The 21,290-nt window shown below is 45.6% G+C and carries 21 protein-coding genes, 2 pseudogenes and 2 riboswitches; of the genes and pseudogenes, 6 read left to right on the top strand and 17 right to left on the bottom strand.

All coding sequences use genetic code 11. The features are described from left to right. Window positions 1-27 precede the first annotated feature (27 nt). Window positions 28-816 carry a prolipoprotein diacylglyceryl transferase gene (gene lgt, locus PP175_RS19830; protein ID WP_272439960.1) on the top strand — a complete coding sequence of 263 codons (789 nt, stop codon included), beginning with the start codon at window positions 28-30 and terminating at the stop codon, window positions 814-816. 93 nt (window positions 817-909) lie between these two features. Here lgt and PP175_RS19835 read toward each other — a convergent pair whose 3' ends face one another. From PP175_RS19835 to PP175_RS19850, 4 genes and pseudogenes are all read right to left on the bottom strand, one after another. Further along, a complete protein-coding gene (locus PP175_RS19835) occupies window positions 910-1,674 on the bottom strand; it encodes a DODA-type extradiol aromatic ring-opening family dioxygenase (protein WP_272439961.1) in 765 nt (254 codons plus the stop codon). A gap of 147 nt (window positions 1,675-1,821) precedes the next feature. After that, window positions 1,822-2,199, bottom strand: a pseudogene (locus PP175_RS19840) (sigma-70 family RNA polymerase sigma factor); the annotation flags it as partial. Window positions 2,200-2,222: 23 nt separating this feature from the next. Further along, window positions 2,223-3,728 carry a recombinase family protein gene (locus PP175_RS19845; RefSeq protein ID WP_272439963.1) on the bottom strand — a complete coding sequence of 502 codons (1,506 nt, stop codon included), beginning with the start codon at window positions 3,726-3,728 and terminating at the stop codon, window positions 2,223-2,225. A gap of 192 nt (window positions 3,729-3,920) precedes the next feature. Continuing rightward, a complete protein-coding gene (locus PP175_RS19850) occupies window positions 3,921-4,469 on the bottom strand; it encodes a CBO0543 family protein (RefSeq protein ID WP_272439964.1) in 549 nt (182 codons plus the stop codon). A gap of 243 nt (window positions 4,470-4,712) precedes the next feature. After that, a riboswitch (cyclic di-GMP riboswitch) is annotated at window positions 4,713-4,802 on the top strand. Window positions 4,803-4,815: 13 nt separating this feature from the next. Here PP175_RS19850 and PP175_RS19855 point away from each other — a divergent pair. Then, window positions 4,816-4,974 carry a transposase gene (locus PP175_RS19855; RefSeq protein WP_272439965.1) on the top strand — a complete coding sequence of 53 codons (159 nt, stop codon included), beginning with the start codon at window positions 4,816-4,818 and terminating at the stop codon, window positions 4,972-4,974. A 27-nt stretch (window positions 4,975-5,001) separates the two neighbouring features. Here PP175_RS19855 and PP175_RS19860 read toward each other — a convergent pair whose 3' ends face one another. Together PP175_RS19860 and PP175_RS19865 are read right to left on the bottom strand one after the other, a co-directional pair. Then, window positions 5,002-5,400: a CBO0543 family protein gene (locus PP175_RS19860; RefSeq protein ID WP_272439966.1), complete on the bottom strand. Its 399-nt coding sequence runs from the start codon at window positions 5,398-5,400 to the stop codon at window positions 5,002-5,004. Window positions 5,401-5,666: 266 nt separating this feature from the next. Then, window positions 5,667-6,026 (bottom strand): sigma-70 family RNA polymerase sigma factor, encoded by a 360-nt coding sequence (locus PP175_RS19865; RefSeq protein WP_272439967.1) that lies wholly within the window; start codon window positions 6,024-6,026, stop codon window positions 5,667-5,669. 396 nt (window positions 6,027-6,422) lie between these two features. Between PP175_RS19865 and PP175_RS19870 the strand changes: the two genes are divergently transcribed. Then, a complete protein-coding gene (locus PP175_RS19870; RefSeq protein WP_272439968.1) occupies window positions 6,423-8,240 on the top strand; it encodes an APC family permease in 1,818 nt (605 codons plus the stop codon). Window positions 8,241-8,305: 65 nt separating this feature from the next. Here the strand turns inward: PP175_RS19870 and PP175_RS19875 are convergent. Further along, a pseudogene (locus PP175_RS19875) lies at window positions 8,306-8,413 on the bottom strand (IS3 family transposase); the annotation flags it as partial. 293 nt (window positions 8,414-8,706) lie between these two features. After that, window positions 8,707-9,318, bottom strand: coding sequence for a sporulation membrane protein YtaF (ytaF, locus tag PP175_RS19880; RefSeq protein ID WP_272443333.1), 612 nt, complete (start codon window positions 9,316-9,318; stop codon window positions 8,707-8,709). A gap of 174 nt (window positions 9,319-9,492) precedes the next feature. Further along, a riboswitch (Lysine riboswitch) is annotated at window positions 9,493-9,683 on the top strand. A 112-nt stretch (window positions 9,684-9,795) separates the two neighbouring features. Here ytaF and PP175_RS19885 point away from each other — a divergent pair. From PP175_RS19885 to PP175_RS19895, 3 genes are all read left to right on the top strand, one after another. Beyond that, the gene (locus PP175_RS19885; RefSeq protein WP_272439969.1) at window positions 9,796-11,262 is read left to right on the top strand and encodes an amino acid permease; all 1,467 of its coding nucleotides are present in this window, start codon (window positions 9,796-9,798) and stop codon (window positions 11,260-11,262) included. A 159-nt stretch (window positions 11,263-11,421) separates the two neighbouring features. Further along, window positions 11,422-11,610, top strand: coding sequence for a hypothetical protein (locus PP175_RS19890; RefSeq protein ID WP_272439970.1), 189 nt, complete (start codon window positions 11,422-11,424; stop codon window positions 11,608-11,610). A 247-nt stretch (window positions 11,611-11,857) separates the two neighbouring features. Then, complete coding sequence (locus tag PP175_RS19895) at window positions 11,858-13,165, top strand: Nramp family divalent metal transporter (protein ID WP_272439971.1); 1,308 nt, start codon at window positions 11,858-11,860, stop codon at window positions 13,163-13,165. A 45-nt stretch (window positions 13,166-13,210) separates the two neighbouring features. Here PP175_RS19895 and PP175_RS19900 read toward each other — a convergent pair whose 3' ends face one another. The 9 genes from PP175_RS19900 to udk all read right to left on the bottom strand — a co-directional run bounded on the left by PP175_RS19900 (window position 13,211) and on the right by udk (window position 21,289). After that, window positions 13,211-13,453, bottom strand: coding sequence for a YkuS family protein (locus tag PP175_RS19900; RefSeq protein ID WP_272439972.1), 243 nt, complete (start codon window positions 13,451-13,453; stop codon window positions 13,211-13,213). A 52-nt stretch (window positions 13,454-13,505) separates the two neighbouring features. Further along, entirely contained in the window at window positions 13,506-14,348 is an 843-nt protein-coding gene (locus PP175_RS19905; RefSeq protein WP_272439973.1) for a hypothetical protein, read from the bottom strand. After that, entirely contained in the window at window positions 14,348-14,851 is a 504-nt protein-coding gene (locus PP175_RS19910) for an anti-sigma factor family protein (RefSeq protein WP_272439974.1), read from the bottom strand. Before PP175_RS19910 ends, PP175_RS19905 begins: the two co-directional genes overlap by 1 nt. A 1-nt stretch (window position 14,852) precedes the next feature. Beyond that, window positions 14,853-15,401 (bottom strand): RNA polymerase sigma factor, encoded by a 549-nt coding sequence (locus tag PP175_RS19915; protein ID WP_272439975.1) that lies wholly within the window; start codon window positions 15,399-15,401, stop codon window positions 14,853-14,855. A gap of 457 nt (window positions 15,402-15,858) precedes the next feature. Beyond that, complete coding sequence (locus PP175_RS19920) at window positions 15,859-16,917, bottom strand: S8 family peptidase (protein WP_272439976.1); 1,059 nt, start codon at window positions 16,915-16,917, stop codon at window positions 15,859-15,861. Between the two features lie 89 nt (window positions 16,918-17,006). After that, entirely contained in the window at window positions 17,007-17,699 is a 693-nt protein-coding gene (locus PP175_RS19925) for an LrgB family protein (protein WP_272439977.1), read from the bottom strand. Between the two features lie 200 nt (window positions 17,700-17,899). After that, window positions 17,900-18,646 carry a hydrogen peroxide-dependent heme synthase gene (gene hemQ / locus PP175_RS19930; RefSeq protein WP_272439978.1) on the bottom strand — a complete coding sequence of 249 codons (747 nt, stop codon included), beginning with the start codon at window positions 18,644-18,646 and terminating at the stop codon, window positions 17,900-17,902. 123 nt (window positions 18,647-18,769) lie between these two features. Beyond that, a complete protein-coding gene (locus tag PP175_RS19935) occupies window positions 18,770-20,596 on the bottom strand; it encodes a peptidoglycan D,D-transpeptidase FtsI family protein (protein ID WP_272439979.1) in 1,827 nt (608 codons plus the stop codon). A 72-nt stretch (window positions 20,597-20,668) separates the two neighbouring features. Next, a complete protein-coding gene (gene udk / locus PP175_RS19940; protein ID WP_272439980.1) occupies window positions 20,669-21,289 on the bottom strand; it encodes a uridine kinase in 621 nt (206 codons plus the stop codon). Between the last annotated feature and the right edge of the window lies 1 nt (window position 21,290).

A 21,290-nucleotide genomic window follows, 5' to 3' on the forward strand; every position in this document is an offset into this window, starting at 1 on the left:
AGTAGATACATAAAAGGAGTTTTTATATTGCACCAATATCTTGGCTTTGTCGGCTCCTTCCCAATCCGCTCCTATAGCCTGCTGTTTGCGCTGGCTTTTGCGCTTGGCCTCGGTGTCAGCTATACACTGGCGAAACTTCGGAACAAGGAAGAGCTTGGGGAGCACCTATTAAATCTTGCTGCACCCATGTTCTTTGGCGCTATTATCGGTTCTCGCTTCTGGGCTGTTTTTCTGTTCGATTGGAATTATTACTCTAAAAACCCCGGTGAGATTCTTGCCATCTGGCACGGCGGATTATCCATTCAAGGCGGGATTGTCGGCGCCATTCTGGTGGCCATCTGGTACGTTCGAAAGCACAAGCTGTCGTTTTGGGAGCTGGCTGATCTGTGTGCCCCTGGGCTCATACTGGGGCAAAGCATCGGGCGGGATGCCAACCTGATGAACGGGGATGCCTTTGGCGATCCAACAGGCGGAAACTTTGGGATCTTATACCCAGAGGGAACGAACGCCCGGGAAACCTTTGGCAACAAGCCCCTATGGCCGGCCGAAATATGGGAAGGGCAAATGGATGTCATATTCTTCGCCATTTTATTTATGCTGCTGCAGAAGCGCATGAAGCGTGGATATTTATTCCTGATCTATAACGTTCTCTATAACGCAGGCAGGTTTCTGCTGGAAATGCTGCGTGGGGATTCGCCACGTTTTCTCTTTAATTGGACCACCGCCCAGTGGACCGCTGCTAGCATCATATTCATCTGCGTGATTGCAGGGATTTACCTGCATTTCACACAGAAGACAGAACAAACGCCTGTTTGACAGGCAGTCAAAGACCCCGTACTCATTGAAGAGCCGGGGTCTTATTGCGCCCTAACTTGTTGATTTAATGTGCTATTGGTTTTGTGTTCGATTCTAGAATTGCATACAAAGGTAGCTTAACGTTCCCAAATCATAGCTACGGTGGATAACCTTAGCGTCGGTATTAGGGCCACCAGCTCCCATTGCAATGAAGAAGGGGACAAAATGCTCGGGCCTCGGAACGGCGAGCCGGGCATTCGGTGCTGTTTCGTAGTGGAAAAGCCCGTCCCAATCTTTGTTTTGCATCTTCTCAATGAGCCAATCATCAAACGCTACAGCCCATGGCTCAGGCGTTTTCTGCCCCCAATTTACCATCCGTAAATAATGAACGGTAACGCCGCTGCCGATCACCAATATATCTTCCTGTCCAAGCCCTTGCAGCGACTGGCCGATTTTATACTGATCCTCTGCGGACAGGTAAGGGTTAACGGAGACTTGCACAACGGGTATATCTGCCTGAGGATACATACGGGACAGAAGCGTCCAGGATCCGTGATCCAGACCTCGTTCCGTGTCCTTTCTTACTAGAATCCCCTGGTCCGTGAACCGCTTTTCCAGCAGTGAAACATATTGTGCTGAACCTTTAGCTGGGTACTTAATCGCGTATAATTCGTCTGGAAAACCGTAGAAATCGTAAATCGTTTCGTACACGCCATCCACATCGGAAATGGTAAGAATATCACTTTCCCAATGTGCCGTGAAAATCACAATCGCTTTTGGTTTAATGTACTCCCCCAGTTGCTTAAGAAAACGTGTGTAATCATTATTTTCTATAGCAAGCATAGGTGACCCATGCGCCAGAAACAAAGATGGAACCATCTTGTTGCCCCCTAACCGTGGTGTTAGTTAGTTACTTTTCATAAGTTAATATACATTTATATACTATGGATGTCAAGTTTTCTTAAAGCGCGTCCTTGCTTACGAAATAAAGTACCCGCATCCACGCAGAAGGATGCGGATACTTTATCAATTTTTGACAACGCTTTGATTTTGCCGGTAAAACTCATGAAACAGCTTCATTAGCGCTCTCTTTTCAATGCGGGATACATACGAGCGGGAAATGCCTAAGTCGCGCGCGATTTCTCGCTGCGTTCTTTCTTCTTCGTTATCAAGTCCGAAGCGTCCAATAATCACTTCTTTTTCACGCTCGTCGAGAATGTGGATGTGCTTATAAATTTTGGTTTTTTCCAGCTCGAGTTCGACTTTATCCTCAATCTCATTAGCTTCTGTGCCGAGTATGTCGAGCAGTGAGATTTCATTGCCTTCCTTATCGGTTCCAATTGGGTCGTGCAGGGAAACATCCTTTTTTGTCTTCTTAAGTGAACGAAGATGCATAAGAATTTCGATTCTCAAGTCAATAGTTGTGCTTAGTATGTAAAAATCTCGATATGATCTTCGTACACGATAATCTCACGTGCCAGCTGACGAATAAGCTGCTGCTTATCGTCAAACGTCAACTCATCTTTTCGCTTAGTTAAATAGTACTCAGCTGCCTCATTAAGCAAGTTCTGATTAAATCTAGCTTGTTTAGATTCTTTCATTTTGGAATTCAGTTCTGCTAATTGCTTTGTGTACTTTTCTTCTTTTTCCTTAAGGTCCCGCATTGTTTCGCGTACTTCTGCTTCACTTATGTCTAAACCAGCGGCAAATAATGAAACGATCCTTTTTCGTCCCTCCTTAGCCTTTTCAATCTCTTTTTCTAATCTTGTTAATTCTGTCTGTCCATACGGAATTTCTTCGCGTTCGGTATCCGCTTCTACTGCTGCAGCTATTTCATCAGGTTGTTCTAACCAAGAGCGAATGGTTTCCCACACCTGAGTTTCTAAATCTACGGCTTTTAACCTTCTTCCACATCCTCTTTCTTTGGCACCCACGCTGTTTTTAATGTCTGTATACTCAAACTCATATTTTCCCCAGTTCTTTGCACGCCGGCCTGTAAGGGTATTTCCGCAATCAGCACATCGAACCAGTCCACTAAGAAGATATTGGTATACCCCTTTTTTAGCCCAGCGTCTTCTGGAATCCTGCAAAAGCTTCTGTGCATGGTCAAATGTTTCCTGGTCAACAATTGGTGGACAGGGAATCAAGATCCATTCTTCCCTCGGTCTCTCCTTCATTGCAACACGCTCATCCGGGCTTTTGTGTTTATTCCCAAGCATACCTTCTGTGTTCCATTTGTTCTGGTAAAACTCTCCTATATAAGCTTCATTCATGAGTATTTGCCGTACAACTTGTCGGTGCCAGACACCTTTGCCCTTCTTTGTGGGTATGCTGTTAGCTGTTAAGTGATTCGCAATTCCGTTCATTCCTTTAACTTGGCCAGGTTTGGTAAACATATTAAAAATCATCCGCACAATAGCTGCTTCATCTTCTTTCACGATCATTTGCTCTTTTTCTTTGTCGTAACTATATCCATATATTTGAAAATCACGCAGGACACGTCCTTGGCGCGCCTTCTCCCGGCGGCCTCGACTCATTCGCTCATTGATTTTTGCCTTTTCAAACTCCGCAATAGCGCCTCGCATACTATAAAATAACTGTCCTTCCGGTGTACGCGCATAATCACCGCTGACAAACACAAGTTCAATTCCTCTTCGATCAAACTCTTCGGTAATAAGCAGCTGATGCATGAGCTTTCTCGATAATCTGTCCGGATCTAGGCAGACAATTTTTCTAATCAATCCATCTCGAACATCCTGCCGCAACCGTGCCAAAGCTGGACGGTCTAAAAATTCTCCAGACACCCCATCATCGACATAGTCTTTACATTCCGTTGTTCCAGCTTTCTTCCTGCACTCCCTCACCTGGCTCTCTAGACTGAATCCACTCCTCGCCTGCTCTTCCGTACTTACCCGTGCATAAATCCCGATCACACAGATCCCTCCTATACTTATCTTTTAGATAAACATAGCAGGCAAGCATTCTTTTGCGAGTAGAGTCGCTCTTTATTAATTTGACGTGCATCTCGTATCCCCCCTTATAAGGAGGGTATGCAAATAAGGGTTTGGCCAATGCAGACTTGAAAATGGACCGTTTACATGGGAAAACGTAAATAATTACATCGATTAGATTTTTACAAATGCATTTCTTCTACTTAAGTAATCAGCCATCATATAAATCAAGTAGTACAAAGGGAAAGAGTAGAGGGAATTCCAGTTTTTGGGCTCATAAAAACCGATCCAACGAAAAATGGTTTCTGCTACAAAAGAATTAAAGAGTGAAAACAATAGCGCCTTTATGTAAGGGGAATATTCCGGTTTGTATTGCAAAAACAACATACTCATGACAGGTAGCACCGAGCAATCCCATACAACGAAGGAAGGAACAGTAGGTATGACATCAACTAAATACCACCATAAACCGTATGAAATGCCAAGAAAATTAAGGTATGAACTAATGATTAAGACAAAGAAACCTGCATATAGCAAGCGATCCGAGCTTTCTTTTTTTCTGAATTTTACCCATGCCATCCACGGAACAATCGTAAGCAAGAGACAGACCCACCATTCCCATGAGAAAAGAATATGATCTCTCCAAATCGCCAAATATTCTCTATTCATTCTCTCAGTGGAATCATATATGGTTTGAATTTTATTTCTAACCGAATCCTGCACTCGACTCACTCTTTCCTCTAATGATGGCGCTTTTAAGCTAGTGTTACCCAAATACCGATAAGTATGTATTTCTTAATAATCTTATTGCTTTAAGATGCAAAATGAGAAATGGGTAGCATAAGGCGGAATATCACCTTAGCGGGATCATAAATAAAAGGACAAATGTTTTTTGAAAATAACAACTTTTATCCGTTTTACACTGAATTAACATTCTTTTGATATATTCTGTGTATGAAATTTAAACCATCGAAAAGGTAAACTCATCCAAAGGTGAGGACACAAAGTCACGGATCTAAGGTTGTTGCGCACAATTATGATGGCCGGACTATCGAAAGGAGTTCCTACTTTGAGTAAAAAACAATATACAATAGACTTTAAACGTGAGGTCATAAGACAAGCTCTTGAGACTAAAAGCCCAAGCTCTGTAGCTAGGAAACACCATTTAAACAGCTTTATAATATATCGTTGGGTAAAAGAATATAAAGAAGGGAAATTCAATGGTTGATGCTGACAATTTCCTTACCCGGTAATGTTAAACCTCTTGCGATCGTTTCCTTACGATAGTAACAATAAAACGACCTAAAAGTGACGCCAAAATGTAAAATCCCCATGAATAGAGTGCCTTCCATGTGTACCGGTGATAGTAGTCCAACCAAATAAAAAAATACTCAAAAATAAAAGCAGCCAAAGCCCCACCTACGACGATAGCTGTAACAAACCGCTGGGAACTGTCATTGAAAAATTGATAGATAATCATCAAGTATATGGGTACGAGAGTGATATCCGCTGGGGCAAGAATAAGATATAGTGGTTGGAGCTTAACTGGGTATCCCCACCAAAGCAAACCTGTTCCAATGTCGTCCAAAATAATCGTGAAGATGCTCACAGCTAAACCGAACAAAAGAATTTGATCCATTCGCTTCCTGTCCACGACTTTCCACCATATAAACCACGGAACAATAGTTAAAAATAATAACAACCACCATCTCCATGTTAGAAAATTATTATTTGCCCAATAGGAAAAATTACTAGTTGTAAAATTTTTTGCAGCTTTATTGACTTGGTCAAATGATGGTGTGTAATAGATAATAATGATTACCTCCAAACAAAGAGCCATAATTACAGGTTATTATTTGTAGCATGTTGAAAGGTATTCTAAGTATTTTTTACAGTATTTTAAATTTCCTCTCTTTCACGCTACACTATAGACATAAGAATCTCATTCTCAATGCATCTTGCTGCGTATGTAGCCAGTTTGGTTCCCTTGTCTTTCTGATAGCTTTCAATGGCTTTGATCAATCCTATCGTGCCAATTGAAATCAGATCCTCACTGTCTTCCCCGGTATTCTCAAATTTCTTTGTTATATGGGCCACTAGTCGTAAGTTATGTTCGATCAGCATGTTCCGAGCATCACGATCTCCCCTCTTCATTCGTTCTAAGTATTCATTTTCTTCTTGTTCGTTCAGGGGATGCGGGAAAGCGTTGTTTTTGATATAGGAGACAAAAAACATCAAATCTTTGACAAACATGGTGATAGCAGCAAAAATTCCAGACATCGCGGTCACCTCCAGGTTAGTTGAAAGACTTATCACTATCGTATGAAGCGGGTACTTGATGGGTGTCTGTACTAAATTAATTTTCACTGAACGGGTTTTACGGGGATAACATAAAAGCGACTTTCTGAGAATCAGATAGTGGCTTCTTCTGAGGCTGCAGAGATATTTTGTGTGTTAGTCGATTCTTTGTAATTGTTTTGCTACTTTGGTTAAAATTTGTTAGTTTGGCATTGTGTTTGTCCCTGTTATCTAAGCACATTTCCTTTGCGTTCATTCAAGCAATCTGGTTTCTCTCGTAATTTTTCTGAATTTTTATTCAATAACACTCTGCGTTTTCTTTGTGTTATAAACATATTACGGGGGAATATAATAAAAAATATCAGGAGAAGGTATTATATGATTTCTAAATTAAAGCGTTTTTTAATAGGGCGGCCGATGAAATCACACGAATTAGCGGGAGAGAAGCTAACGAAACTCAAGGCATTAGCTATTTTATCCTCGGATGCCTTATCTTCTGTCGCTTACGGTACCGAACAAATTCTACTGGTTCTCATGGCCGTTGGCTTCGCCAGTCTTTGGTATTCGATCCCTATTTCATTAGCGGTACTTGGGTTGCTGCTTGTTTTAATTCTTTCATACCGCCAAACGATATACGCCTACCCATCAGGCGGAGGGGCTTACATTGTATCCAAAGATAACTTTGGAACGGCAACCGGGCTTGTCGCGGGAGGTTCACTGCTGGTTGACTACATACTAACCGTTGCCGTTAGTTCTTCAGCAGGAACGGATGCCATTACATCCGCCTTCCCCGTTTTGCACAGTCACCGCGTACTCATCGCTCTTGTTCTTATTTTAGCTCTTACGATTTTAAATCTGCGCGGGATCACCGAATCGGCCTCCATATTAATGTATCCGGTTTATTTATTCGTTTTAGCCATTTTTATTCTCATCATTAGCGGCGGATATGAATGGTTGACAGGGCATGTTCACCACGTTAGGGCCGCTTATGGCATATCTGTCCCTGGAATTAGTGTCTTTCTGCTGTTAAAAGCCTTTAGTTCAGGCTGCTCGGCCTTAACAGGCGTTGAAGCGGTGTCCAATGCAATTCCTAATTTTAAGATCCCATCAGAAAGAAATGCGGCAAGAACACTGATGATGATGGGCATTATTCTCGGGATAATGTTTATGGGGATTAGCTTTCTCGCATACGTATATGGGGTGGCCCCAAATACCCGGGAAACGGTTGTTTCCCAAATCGCCGCAGCGACGTTCGGCAGAGGAGTCATGTACTATTTTATACAGGCTGTAACGGCTGTCATTCTTTTCTTAGCCGCCAATACCGCCTTTGCCGCCTTCCCGCTGCTGGCATTTATGCTGGCCCAGGATAAATTCTTGCCTAACATGTTCAAAGTACGCGGCGACAGGCTTGGATTCTCCAACGGTATCATTTTCCTCGGTGCTCTCTCCGCCCTTCTCATTGTTATTTCCGGCGGGAGCACTGACCAATTAATACCATTGTATGCAGTGGGTGTATTTATTCCCTTTACGCTGTCTCAGGCTGGAATGATGAAAAGGTGGTTCACCAAACGGCCATCTGGCTGGCAGCTTCCTTTTACGATTAATACCATCGGAATGTTAACCACTTTAACCATCACGTTAATTTTCCTTGTCACAAAGTTTACGCAGGTGTGGATCATTTTCCTGTTTCTTCCTGCTGTCATTTTCGTCTTCTACAAAATTCATGGTCATTACCAGGATCTGGCCGACCAGCTGCGTATTGATATTCATGTTGAGAAACCTGAGAAAAAAGGCAGCATTATCGTAATTCCTGTTGCCGGTATCACGCAGGTGGTGCGCAATACTATTAGCTATGCCCAGTCACTGTCGGATAATATCATTGCCGTCTACGTAGGGTTCAACGAGGATGAGATTAGGAAAATGGAACAAAAGTGGAACGACTGGGATCCGGGCATCCGCCTTGTTGTGCTGAGGTCCCACTACCGAAGCATTATTAGACCGCTGTTCAAGTTCATTGACACGGTCGAGTGGAAAACATCTGCCACAGACCATGTCACGGTCATGATCCCGCAGTTTATCACGAAGAAATGGTGGCACAATTTGCTGCACAACCAGACCAGCTTGCTGCTGCGGGCTTATCTGTTTGCCCGGCAGGATGTTAAAATCGCTACCGTGCCTTACCGGCTCAAAAAGTAAACAAAAGGCCTGTTGATCCTTGAACTGCCCCCTGTCAAGTAGACAACGGAAATAAATAAACAAAGCTAGGCGGCTTTAACCCTATATTCCAAGGGGCTAAGGCCGTTTAGTCTTTTTTGTAATCGTTCATGATTATAAAACTGTATGTATTCCTCAATGTCTTTCTTTAATTCTTCAAACGGGTGTACTTGTTTAGATAATCTTCTCACACTTCAATGTTCGGACTTTTTCAGCTCTTTGGAGTACCCTTTCCATCCACTGGAATGATGAAGTCCATCCATTCCATACGTTTCATAACGATAGCAATTAGCGTATCCTTTTTATGTGCAGAAAAAGGATTTTTTGCCATAGAAAAAGCCCCCAATAAAATAAACAGATTTTTATTATTTCATCTGTCTACTTTATTGGGAGCATATCACAGTCAGCAGGCCTTTGTTTATTTTTTTACGCTCATTTATACAGTGTGTTAAAGCACCTGGTGCAGCCCGACTAGGATAAGTAAAATGCCGGCGACAACACTGGCGTGCTTCCCTAATTTATCAGCGACAAATCTTGAACCTAGATAAGCACAGACACCGACACAGAGGTAACTTAACACACCAGAAATGATAGAGGTTACCAGGATATTTAGATGCGTAATACCGGCATCAAAGCCTCCAGCCAGGTTGTTAACGGACAAAGCGATTCCCAGTATGATGGATTCCCCAAAGCTAATCGTCTTTGACCTGTCTAAATCTGCTTCTTCCGGATTTCGCAAAATCCTAAGGAAAGAACCCCGACTCGTCTGCGGCTGTTCCACAGGGGTCTCAAGAAAGGGCTGGCAAAGCACCCATATGCCGATTATAGAAAGCACGATCATGCCCGTTACATTTCCCACAAAAGGAGTAATCCAAAGGGCAATCCACCTGCCAAAAAGACCTCCCACCATTGCCAGAATAAAGCCCATCAATGCAATTATGAAATTAGCGAATGTGGAAATCCGTATTTTCCTTACGCCATATGAAATGCCCGCTCCAGCATTGTCAAGGTTAGAGGCAATTCCAATCGCAATGATAGCTAATAAGCTGTGTACATCCAGTGAAATCAACTCCTTTCCCTCTGTTATCCAAGATATTCAGGATAACTTGCCTATGTTTTCCATAAAAAAATTTCTTGGCTGTTTAAGTTCTAAGGATCCTCTTGAATCCTTTGTCTGGATTGTATATACTGATTAACGTTGTGAATCAATTAAATAGCAGACCCTCATCAATTACGGTGAGGTAGAGGTCGCGGCTTTTAAGAGTACGTCGTACGAGATTCAGAGAAAATCGATGAATACGAAAGAAAGGAAAAGTCGCCGAAGCTGGTCCGGGTTCTCTTGGGCGGACTGGCTGGGGCTGTACCCGATAAGGGACAGAACTGTCACGGCTGGCAGCCAACCAGGTGTGATGCGCTATCTTCAGCGAAGGTATGATGGGCGCTTTACGAATACCGCTGCATTATTTTGGGCGGTATTTTTTGTTCCCTCTTATCCCTTGCTAGCAAGACTTCAATTTTTAAAGGGGTGCATTAGAAAATGATCAGAGATCATCAAAAAACAAATGGCGGGGAGTTAAAACGCGGCCTAAAAGCACGGCATCTGACATTAATTTCAATCGGCGGTTCGATTGGTACGGGGCTGTTCCTGGCAAGTGGTGCGTCCATCCATGATGCCGGTCCGGGCGGAGCGCTTCTCGCTTATATCGCGATTGGTTTAATGGTCTATCTGCTGATGATGAGCCTTGGGGAGATGGCTGCCTTTCTGCCGGAATCGGGATCATTTAGCACCTATGCTACCCGGTTTATCGATCCCTCGCTTGGCTTTGCGCTTGGCTGGAATTACTGGTATAACTGGGCCATCACAATCGCAGTTGAAATATCCGCCGGCTCGCTGGTCATGAAATTCTGGTTTCCGCACAGCTCTACGTTTTTATGGAGCGCACTATTTCTGGTTATCATGTTCGGGCTTAATTATTTATCTGTAAAAGCATACGGGGAATCGGAGTACTGGTTCTCCATGATCAAGGTTGTTACCATCGTCATTTTCCTGATAATCGGACTGCTGCTTATTCTCGGCATTATGGGCGGCAAACCGGTCGGATTTACTAATTTCACAGCGGGCCATTCACCTTTTCACGGTGGTTTTCTGGCCATTCTTGGCATCTTTATGGTGGCAGGTTTCTCTTTTCAGGGTACAGAATTAGTGGGGATTGCAGCTGGTGAAAGTGAGAATCCGGAGAAAAATGTACCGAAGGCTATCCGCCAGGTTTTCTGGAGAATCCTTCTGTTTTACGTGGCTGCCATTCTCGTTATAGGCCTTCTTATTCCTTACACCAACCCAAATCTGGTAAGCTCAGATTTAAAAGATATCGCAGTCAGCCCGTTTACCCTTGTTTTTAAAAGGGCGGGCCTTGCATTGGCGGCATCTGTAATGAATGCGGTCATTCTAACTTCGGTGCTTTCCGCCGGAAATTCGGGGATGTATGCAAGTACCCGCATGTTGTGGGTGCTTGCGAAAGAAGGTAAGGCGCCTAAACTGTTTGCCAAGGTAGATAGGCGCGGCGTACCTGTGAATGCCCTTATTGCCACAGCAGCCATTGGAATGTTTGCCTTTCTCGCGTCTTTGTTCGGCCAGGGAACGGTTTACATGTGGCTTCTTAATGCGTCCGGGATGTCCGGTTTTATCGCCTGGCTGGGTATTGCGATGACCCATTACCGGTTCCGCAAAGCGTATGTGGCTCAGGGCAGAAATCTGGAAGATCTGCCTTTTAAGGCACGCTGGTTTCCGTTTGGCCCAATTTTTGCTTTTGTATTATGTCTCATTGTTATTCTCGGCCAAAATTACGGCGCGTTTACCGGTGATAAGATTGACTGGAACGGCATCGCGGTCTCGTATATCGGCCTCCCGCTGTTCCTGCTGATCTGGTTTGGTTACAAATGGAGTAAGAAAACCAAGGTCGTTTCGCTCCAGGACTGCAACTTTGAATTGGATCAGGATAAATAAACCTGGCATGAAAAGGGATAAGCATAATATTGCTTATCCTTTTTTGTTGATTACACGCTGCCCGCTTAACCCTTCCACGTATATTAGTAAGAAATTTCTGTTTTTACAGTCGATAGATGGGGTAAATTTTATGTACAATGTTAATTGGGAGGGCTCTATATGGATATATTCGAAACAAAAAAGCAAAAGGCTTTCTATGGGTTAAACGATGAGATCATTCACAAGGACTTTGGCAGAGGCATCATCTGCGACAAAGGTAAAGATCTGGTTGAAATCGACTTCAATGGTGAACGAAAAACGATGCACCTGGAGGTATTAATAAAAGGCGGTATGATTCAGAAACCATAAAGATAAGCCCATGTTTTGCGCAAACTCGGATATATGTAGCTCATCCATTATTCTCCCAACAAAAGTTCATAGCGATTACCATAATGGTTTTGATACTCCCTTTGCAGCAATTGAATAAACCCTTTCACACTTCTACCGGATTACGAAAGCATCAAATGTGGAAACAAGCTATAGTACACTCTTTCGAATCCACTCTTCCCCTACCCAAATCAGCGGAGATATTACTTTAATCGAAGGGAGTATCTAGATGCCATCAGACGTTAAAACTCATCCAAGCAAGGTCTATAACCAGGATAAAAATAAGACGGTTAAAGAAGCCAGGGCGGCGATCGCGGGAAAACGAAAAGGAATCCGCGCCATCCTTCCCTTTATCGGACCCGCGTTTATCGCCTCTATCGCTTATATTGACCCCGGGAATTTCGCCACAAACATCCAGGCGGGTTCGAGATTCGGCTACAAAATGCTTTGGGTTGTCGTCATAGCCAACCTAATAGCGATGCTGCTGCAAAATATGTCAGCTAAACTCGGCATAGCAAGCGGCAAGAATCTGCCGGAACTATGCTGGGACCATTTTCCGAAGTGGCTAAACATTATCATGTGGATATTTGCTGAAATCGCAGCAATGGCCACGGATGTCGCTGAATTTTTAGGCGCTACGATTGGATTGAACCTTCTGTTCGGCATTCCAATGCTGTATGCGACGCTTCTTACCGGTGTTGCTACCTATCTATTTCTGACTCTCGATAAATTCGGATTTCGCCCCCTGGAGAAGCTTATTGCCGGCTTCTCTTTACTAATTGGTTTATGCTATATCGTGGAGACATTTCTCTCTAAACCGAATTTTTCATTAATCGCTTATCACAGCGTTGTACCCTGGTTAGGAAATCGCGATAGTTTGATGCTAGCGGTTGGCGTCATCGGGGCTACTGTTATGCCTCATGCGATTTATCTTCATTCCAATCTGACAAAAGATCGGATTATTCCGCGCAACGATAAGGAAGCGGATAAAATTAACGAATTTAGCACGGCGGAAATCATTCTTGCGATGGCCATAGCGGGGTTCGTAAACCTTTCTATGATGTACATGGCTGCCTCTATATTTAACACAACTGGCCATGTACAGGTCGGGGACATTACAACTGCTTACCAAACGCTAACGCCTCTATTAGGTTCAGCCGCAGCCAGTGTTTTTCTGGTATCACTGCTGGCTTCGGGTATCTCAAGCTCGGTTGTAGGCACGATGGCTGGGCAGGTGATTATGCAAGGGTTCGTTGGATTCTCTATTCCACTGTGGCTGCGGCGGGTGATTACAATGGTACCGACAGTTATTATTGTCGCCCTCGGTATCAATCCTACCCAAACGCTCGTCATCAGCCAGGTGATCCTCAGCATCGTACTTCCATGCCCTGTTATTGCCTTGATCTATTTCACCCGGCGCCAAGCGATTATGGGGGTCTTAACGAATAAGAAGATAACCACGGTTTTATCTACCCTTTGTGCGCTGATCATCATCGGCCTCAATATTTTTCTTATCTGGCAGACGTTCTTTGGATAAAAAAAGGCTCCTGCAGCAGATGCTCTGAGCAGGAGCCTCTATTTACTATTGTATGCGTGATTCCACTTCCCGGCAGACCTGCTCCGCGGTTAAACCGTGCGCATTGATCACCGGACCATCCACTGCGATATTTTGAATGCCCATCATATTCTGGTCAAGTCCGGTAATAACACAGCAGTCACATCCCCGGGCGTCTTCCGCACGGGCCAGCTCTGTCACCTGGTATCCTCTACTCTGAAGGGCGTCTTTCACATCTGTAAGAGATTGTTCTACACCGATTTTTGCCATACTTTCCACCTCCTCTTCTATAGGCTTCCCAGTAAAAGAAGGCTTATTCCTTCTATACCTCTCTGTTTCTTTTCAGTTGACGAACCTTCCCGCGCACCCACAGACCCATCATACCCAACGACAAGCAAAGAACCAGGCAGAAGAGAATGAGTCCGAAAAAAGGAAAATTAAAGCCTGCAATAAGTACGGCCGCACCTGCCAGCGATGAAAGAGGCAAATTACTTTCTAATGCAGGAATCATTCGCCCAATCCATACAGCGGCTGAAGCGAGGCCAATAAAAAAGAAAAGAAGTAACACAGCGAGTATAACTAAGGCAACAGGTATCCCGATTACAGTGAGCGACAGCAGCACAACAAGCGATCCCAGCAGCAGGGTAACAGCCATGCCTATTAATATAAGCTGGCGAAATGAACGCTGGATATGATCTGTGAACACCATCATTCTATCTCTTGCGACGATGGCAATAAATAGTGAAACAATAATAAGGATTAAGCTTACGGCAAGCTTTACAAACCAGTATCCTACAAGGGCTGCACCTGCAGCGAATAGATTGCTTTGCGTTGGTGTGTCCAATGATACATTCACAACGTTATCGGTGAGACTGGCACCAGGTTCCTGGCTGATCAGACCACCAAATACGAACACCGCTCCATTAACCCGGGCTGTTTTTTTAATGGTCAAATTGCCATTTAGCACAAGCACCATATCGCGCACGGTCCCCCGTATCTCTACATCCCCTCCGGCCACGACAACATTCTCGACCTGCTGCCCTGCTGGGACGATCATATCCTGATGGCGTAACCAATCACCGTATGCGGCCGATGCAGGGACAACCGCGCTAAACACAAACGCCATACACAACATGCACAGCAAAATTAGGCGGCTCCTGATCATCAGCTCTGTTCCACCCGGCCTGATACTCCTGCATGTCCTGACAGGCGCAACAGAGACCAGACAGAAAGTAGCGCAACGGCAATCGATAGCACGGCTAGTCCATCAGAAAGCAGGGGAACCGCAGATACAACAATGCAGATAGCATGCAGGAGGGCAAATAAAAGGGAGAAAAATGGCGGGAATATTGCTCTTGCCAGTACCAGCAGAGCACACAAAAGGATGGCACTGATAATCGGAAGGCTAAACAGCCCTGCATACCGCCTGGATGGGTATGCCGATTTATTCTCATCAAACACTGCAAGGCGAATGTGCTCCTCCAAATCTTCTGGTAAGAGGACAGATCGGTAAGCGGCAAGTATATTACGCTGCATAGACGATAGTTCCTGCAGGACTGTTCTGCAGGAAACGCAGGCGTCTAAATGCCTTTTTACATCTATACTTTCTGCCAGGGGCAGTTCATCGTCAAGATAGGCTGACAACTGTTCTTCCACATGGTTGTTCATACTAACAATCCTCCCTAGTTTCCAGGTGTTTTCTCAGTGACAGACGGGCCGCAGAAATACGTGACTTTACGGTTCCCACCGGCACTTGCAGAATGTTGGCGATTTCCTCGTATGTAAATCCCTGAATATCCCGCAGAACAATCACAGTTCGATGGTCCACAGATAATCGCTCCATACCTTCTTCAATGGTCATCTGCATCTGCTTGCGTTCAATGGGTCCAATGCCGCCGGATACAGTCGTAGATATTACATCCGTATTCTCGGTAATCCAGGCAGCTTCTCGTTTTTTCTTCTGGGCACGCGTGTAACAGAGGTTGGTGACAATGCGTGTAAGCCACGAGGCAAATGCATATTCACTATCCAGCGAATGCAGGGAGTAATAGGCTTTGACGAAAGCCTCCTGAGTCACATCTTCCGCTTCCATTCTATCGTGCAGCATCGCAAACGCATGCCTGAATACCTGTCCTTTAAAGCGGGCAATTAGCTGTCTGAAGGCTTCATGATCCCCCTGCTTGGCCTTCCTGACTATTGTGTATAACTCACTCTCCACACAGTACCACCCCCAGACACCTGCCGTTTAACCTATCCGTTTACTCTCTTTAATCATTATAATTTAAGGGACTTCCTATTCATAAGATAAGTTCATATACAGCAATGAGAAAAACATCGCGGGCCATGCCGCTCTCTCCTTTCCCCTCATAGAAGTTTTTACGGCCGCTTTGTGGAACAACGGACGGACCGGCATTAGGGAATCTTGGCTAACGGCAAGCGTAAGCGCAGGCAGCAGCCTAAGTTGCACTTATGCCGAAAGGTAAAATCGATACACCTTTCGGCCTGGGGGAAAGAAAGGTGCGGACATGCGCCTCACGATGTTTTTCTTGGGTGTTTCGGGACCGGAGGTCCCATTTAAAAAATCGCTCAAGGCACTTCAACACAATACTTTCTGGTTATACAACAAAAAAGCTCCCGCCGACTGAAGCAGTTGGCTAGGAGTATTTTTTAAAGAGCTATCGAGAAAGAGGAGCGAGATTTAATAGTCCCCGTCCATAAAGGCGGGAAGGGCCTAGCTTTTGGCTTAAGCGGACAATTGCCCGCCCGTTTCTTCCGTTTTTTCTATTTGGGTAGAGGCCGAGCAGCAGGGCTGCGCCTCCGCTGACATGGGCGGCTGACATTGATGTACCGCTAAGCGTTTTATAGCCGCCTCCGATCCATGTGCTCCTTATGTCTACGCCAGGAGCCATGATGTCCAGCCCTCTGCCTGTACTAGAGAAATCGGCACGCTGTTTGCTTTGATCCACCGCTCCGACCGAAATTACCGAGGGAAGGCGAGCTGGATAATCCAACGTATTCCCGGATCCTCGATTGTTTCCGTCATTGCCTGCGGAAGCTACCAGTATGATGCCTTTCTGGGCAGCAAATTGTGTGGCCAGATCCAGTGACCGGGAATATTGGTTACTGCCGAGGCTCATGTTAAGCACCTGGATATGATGATCCACCGCCCACTCTATCCCTTTTACGATGTGGCTGATACTGCCACTTCCGGAGCTGTCCAGCACTTTGATTCCATAAAGGGAAGCCTGGGGGGCTACACCATATACATGGGCTCTACTGGCTGAAGCCGCAATAATCCCGGAGACATGCGTGCCATGGCCGTTATCGTCCTTAAAATTGCCAGTGTCCGTAATAACGTTATAACCGCCAGCTACCCGCCCGCGCAAGGCAGGATGGCCCGAATCAATCCCCGTATCAAGCACGCCTACCCGAACGCCCTTGCCGCTCGTTTTAGGCCACGCGGCTGGTGCCTGAATCTCCCTAATATTCCACGGTACATTCGCTAGTTTCCTGTCTTTGCTTACTGGTAGCGCTTCGTGCAGCCGGATGCTGAAATCTTCTTCATAATAGACAATCTCGGTATTCCTTTCGAATTTCTCTACATCGTTTGCTTCGGCTATGATAAGCGGAAGGTATTTGTGGGTGTGGAGTATTTTTATTCCGCCTTGTTGCGTACACACATCACAGGTGTTTTTCACACTCTTTTTCGCTTGAAGTAAATATCGTTTGGTCATCGCACCCGTCTCCTTAATCTCTTGAAATTACTACTATCTTATGAAACTGTCTCCTTTGAGAAAGGAGACAAGTGCGGAATTATATACAATTAGAAAACTTGCACCATAAACGGAACGACATAAGGTGCCAGGAACAAGGTGAATCCTGCTGCAATAATCATTGCAAGGCTTGCAATGGTCCCTTCAATGGCCCCCATTTCAAAAGCTTTCGATGTTCCGATTCCATGGGCGCCTGTGCCAAGCATGAGGCCACGCGCGATTCGATTGTGGATGGGGAGATATCGCAGGATAAGAGGGGCTATCACCAGGCTAACCAGCGCCGTGACGATAACAAACACGGCGGTCATCGTTGGTTCACCGCCAATGGCGCGCGAGACATTCATGGCAATTGGCGTTGTGATAGAACGCGGAGCCAGGCTGTCTATGGTTCTGGGGCTTACGTTGAGCAATGCCGCTAAAAAAATAGAGGATGCGAGTGCAGCAACGGAGCCGAGAAGCACGCTCGATATAATCTGTACAGCATGCTTCTTCAGCATGTTGAAGTGCTTATACAGCGGGACCGCAAAGGCGACGGTTGCCGGCTGAAGTAAGTAGGTAAGCAACTTCGAGCCCGAGCTGTAATGCCCGTAGGGTACCGCAAGTAGTGTCAGCAGGACGACCAGTACCAGCGGCGATATAAGAATCGGGGAGAAGAAACCTGTCTTAAATCTGGCGTAGAGCTTTTTCGAGCCAATATATATTAAAATCGTTAGGATTAAACAGCCGAAACCCAATGCGTCCATTGTCAATTCCTTCTTCTATGGTTTATTTTATACAACAAATAAAAGTGTAACGCACGCGTATATATAGGTAAAATATATTTACTCGATAGCTGGCATGCCTTTTATCTATAAGCATGTATACGGAGTTTGCCGCTTGACGCTTCTTTGATCCATCAAAAAAGGCCTCCGGAGTAACCGGAAGCCTGTACATCTTAAATGAATTACCGAACGGAAAGGTACTGGTTGATTCTTTCTTCTGTCAGACGGTTGCCGATAATAAAAGAACCAAATTCACCGAAACGGGCACTTGCTTCATCAAATCTCATTTCATATACCAGCTTCTTAAATACGATAGGGTCATCCGCAAACAGCGTAACACCCCATTCCCAATCATCAAAACCTACGGAACCGGTGATGATCTGCGTGACGCGGCCAGAGTAGGAACGCCCAATCATGCCGTGGCTGCGCATCATGCCGCGCCGCTCTTCCATCGAAAGCATGTACCAGTTGTCATTGCCTTCCCGCTTCTTGTTCATCGGGTAGAAGCACACATGGCTTGTTTTTGGAAGAACAGGTTTCAGGCGCGCCTGGATAGCCGGGTCTTCTTCAGGGTTTTCTGCTTTCGATACGTAGCTGCTGAGTTCCACAACAGAGACATAGGAATAATTCTGCACAGTAAAAGATGCAAAAAGCGTTTTGTTAAATGCTGCTTCTACGGCCTCAAGCTCCTCCAGGGTCGGGCGCAGGTGCATAAATGCAAGATCCGCCTTGTGGCCGACAACGGTAAACATCGTGGTGCTGCCCAGCTTGCCTTCCTCTACCGAAGCCCACTCGCGGGTAAGCGTAAGTAATTCATCTACCGCAGCCGTGCGGTCTTCTTCCGTTAAAGAAGTCCACGCCGCCCAATCTATGGAACGGAAATCATGCAGGGCATACCAGCCCTCAAGCGTATTAACCGCTTCACTCATTCGTTCGTCATCTCCTTCATTCTATGTATGATTACTGTTGCTGCTGGATTCCATTACCCATTATACCAAATAGTTTGCAAGAAAACCCGCAGAGGAGGGTGAACGTGCCTCGTCGTAGCATGTTTACTTACTTTTTACTGCTTTTGCTTGCGCTTCCGCCAGACTGTTGACGTAATCGCCAAAGATTTTAGTCGCCTGATTTATGCCTGTGGTCGGCTGCTGCTCGGCCACAACAGCGATTGCATATTTCGGATTATCCCGCGGTGTGTAACCGATAAACCACTGGTTGTTCTTTTGCCGCGTATTCACAAGCGTCTGTGCAGTCCCGCTCTTTCCCGCAATCGGCCACTTGGACTGCTTAAGTGACATTCCTGTTCCGTCATCTACAACCCGTTCCATAAAACGACGCAGCGTCTGGGCGGTCTGCGACGATATATCAGCACCATCAAGGGGACTATCTTCAAAACGGTAGAAGCTTGTTCCATTCTGATAATTAATCGACTGAACAATCCGCACCTTTTCCTTTTTTCCATCATCGGCAATGGTTGCCGCCATATTCGCTGCCTGAAGGGGTGTTACCTGTACATCCCGTTGCCCAATGCCGGTTTGCATAAGCATGCCTTCATCATTCGATGTCGTGGTTGGGGCAAACACCTGGCCGTTGTTTTCCCTATCAAATTGTTTAAAGGTGCCCATTTTGAAGAAAGGCGTTTTTTCCCAGCCTATCTGCTGGGTTAGCCCCAGCTTTTTGCCATACTGCTGAATTTTATCCCGCCCAAGCTTAGCCGCTACCTCACCAAATGTTATGTTGCAGGAGTCGGCAAAGGCATCTTCCAGCGAAATCACGCCATGGCCGCCCTTTTTCCAGCAGGAAAAACCGTATTTGCCGTATTCACCCTTACAGACAAATTTGTCAGTCGGTTTAAACAGCCCTTCTTGCAATGCAGCCGCAGCTACAACAACTTTAAAAATCGAGCCCGGCGTCATCTGTTTCAGCGCTTGATTTTCCCATGCAGAAGATCCTGCCTGGTTGGGTTGATTCGGATTATAATCCGGTCTGGATACCATAGCCAGCACTTCCCTTGTTTTAACATCCAGCACAACGGCTGCGCCTGTCTTCACAGGCGAACGATCAAAGGCCTGCTCCATCTTCTGCTGCATGTCCCTATCCAGAGTTGTGGTAACAGAGAGAGGAAAGTAAGAATTGTGGGGTTCCTGCATCCGTATATCAAGCCCTCCGAGTGGTGTTCCCCGTCCATCTACATAGAAGGATACGGATTTCTCCCCAATACCGCCGAGAAAGGATTGAAATGTCCGCTCAAGGCCTGTTACACCTACTCGACTTGTGGTAGTCAGCATCCCGTTTTTTAATTCATCCTGAAATTGTTTCTTAATAAGTTCCGGGTTCTGTGCGATAAACCCGATCACATGGTGCGCCACACTGCCTTCAGGAACGCGTTCAGTAACGGTAAGCGGCATAATGCCGGGAAAATCCAGGTTATGGATTGACTGAACTTGGGCAGGGTTCAACATGAGCCTTTTTCCATTTGGTTCATTCCAGAAATCAGCATGCTTCATAGATATCACGGTAGGCTTGATGATCTGGCTATCCACGCCCAGAATGGAAGCGAGCTTCTGGACTTTGTCTTGCTGTTCCAGTCCATAGCGGGCAAAAGGAAAAACAGCCAGCCCGGTATACTCCTCACCTGTTAACGGTTTTCCATTCCGGTCATAAATCATGCCTCTTCCGGTATCCAGCACAAGCTTTTCCCTTCGCTGAGCCACCGCTCTCTCTAACAAATCAACATGGTGCGAGGAAAAGGACCTTGTGCTAAAAACCTGAATCCATGCGAGGCGGGAGAGCAGCCCTACAAAAAGAAAAGTGACGAGAAGAAGAACAAGCAGCACTCTGCGCTTTTTTCTCTTCGTTTCTGTTCTTGTTACCTCCATAAAAAAAGCCCCTTCCCCAGCGAAACTTGTTTGTTCCAAGTTTTGCCGGATGGAAAGGGGCTTTATACGTTATTAACCACCAAGGATGGTATGGATTTTAGTGGTCAGCAGGTCTATCGCCACCCGATTATGGCCGCCTTCCGGCACAATAATGTCAGCGTAGCGCTTAGTAGGCTCAATAAACTGCATATGCATCGGCCTAACAACGTCCATATACTGACTAACCACCGATTCAATGGTTCTTCCCCGCTCTTCGATATCCCGAATAAGGCGGCGAATAATGCGCACATCGGCATCTGTATCCACAAATACCTTAATATCCATCAAGCTGCGGAGCCGTTCATCCTCAAGGATCAAAATCCCCTCCAGAATAATGACATCTCTCGGCTCCACAATGACCCGGTCGGTTGATCGCGTATGCAGCCTGTAATCATAAATCGGCTTCTCGATCGGTTCCCGGTCAAGAAGTGTGCCCAGATGCTGGATCAGCAGATCATTGTCAAACGCCAGTGGGTGGTCATAATTCGTTTTAATCCGTTCCTCGTAAGAGAGGTGGCTCTGGTCTTTATAGTAGGCATCTTGCTCAATCATCACGACGCTTCTGTCGGCGAATTGTCCAAAAATCTCCCGGGCAACTGTCGTTTTGCCGGAGCCTGTTCCGCCTGCAACGCCAATAACAACAGGTCTGCTCATA

It is taken from the genome of Aneurinibacillus sp. Ricciae_BoGa-3 (assembly GCF_028421645.1).
Taxonomy (GTDB): Bacteria; Bacillota; Bacilli; order Aneurinibacillales; family Aneurinibacillaceae; genus Aneurinibacillus_B.

Coding starts and splice junctions, on each gene's coding strand:
- PP175_RS19920 (WP_272439976.1), bottom strand. CDS start 16,917: ATGACCAAACGATATTTACTTCAAGCGAAAAAGAGTGTGAAAAACACC.
- PP175_RS19865 (WP_272439967.1), bottom strand. CDS start 6,026: ATGTCTGGAATTTTTGCTGCTATCACCATGTTTGTCAAAGATTTGATG.
- PP175_RS19925 (WP_272439977.1), bottom strand. CDS start 17,699: ATGGACGCATTGGGTTTCGGCTGTTTAATCCTAACGATTTTAATATAT.
- PP175_RS19895 (WP_272439971.1), top strand. CDS start 11,858: ATGCCATCAGACGTTAAAACTCATCCAAGCAAGGTCTATAACCAGGAT.
- PP175_RS19870 (WP_272439968.1), top strand. CDS start 6,423: ATGATTTCTAAATTAAAGCGTTTTTTAATAGGGCGGCCGATGAAATCA.
- PP175_RS19890 (WP_272439970.1), top strand. CDS start 11,422: ATGGATATATTCGAAACAAAAAAGCAAAAGGCTTTCTATGGGTTAAAC.
- PP175_RS19910 (WP_272439974.1), bottom strand. CDS start 14,851: ATGAACAACCATGTGGAAGAACAGTTGTCAGCCTATCTTGACGATGAA.
- hemQ (WP_272439978.1), bottom strand. CDS start 18,646: ATGAGTGAAGCGGTTAATACGCTTGAGGGCTGGTATGCCCTGCATGAT.
- PP175_RS19900 (WP_272439972.1), bottom strand. CDS start 13,453: ATGGCAAAAATCGGTGTAGAACAATCTCTTACAGATGTGAAAGACGCC.
- PP175_RS19935 (WP_272439979.1), bottom strand. CDS start 20,596: ATGGAGGTAACAAGAACAGAAACGAAGAGAAAAAAGCGCAGAGTGCTG.
- PP175_RS19905 (WP_272439973.1), bottom strand. CDS start 14,348: ATGATCAGGAGCCGCCTAATTTTGCTGTGCATGTTGTGTATGGCGTTT.
- PP175_RS19835 (WP_272439961.1), bottom strand. CDS start 1,674: ATGGTTCCATCTTTGTTTCTGGCGCATGGGTCACCTATGCTTGCTATA.
- PP175_RS19885 (WP_272439969.1), top strand. CDS start 9,796: ATGATCAGAGATCATCAAAAAACAAATGGCGGGGAGTTAAAACGCGGC.
- udk (WP_272439980.1), bottom strand. CDS start 21,289: ATGAGCAGACCTGTTGTTATTGGCGTTGCAGGCGGAACAGGCTCCGGC.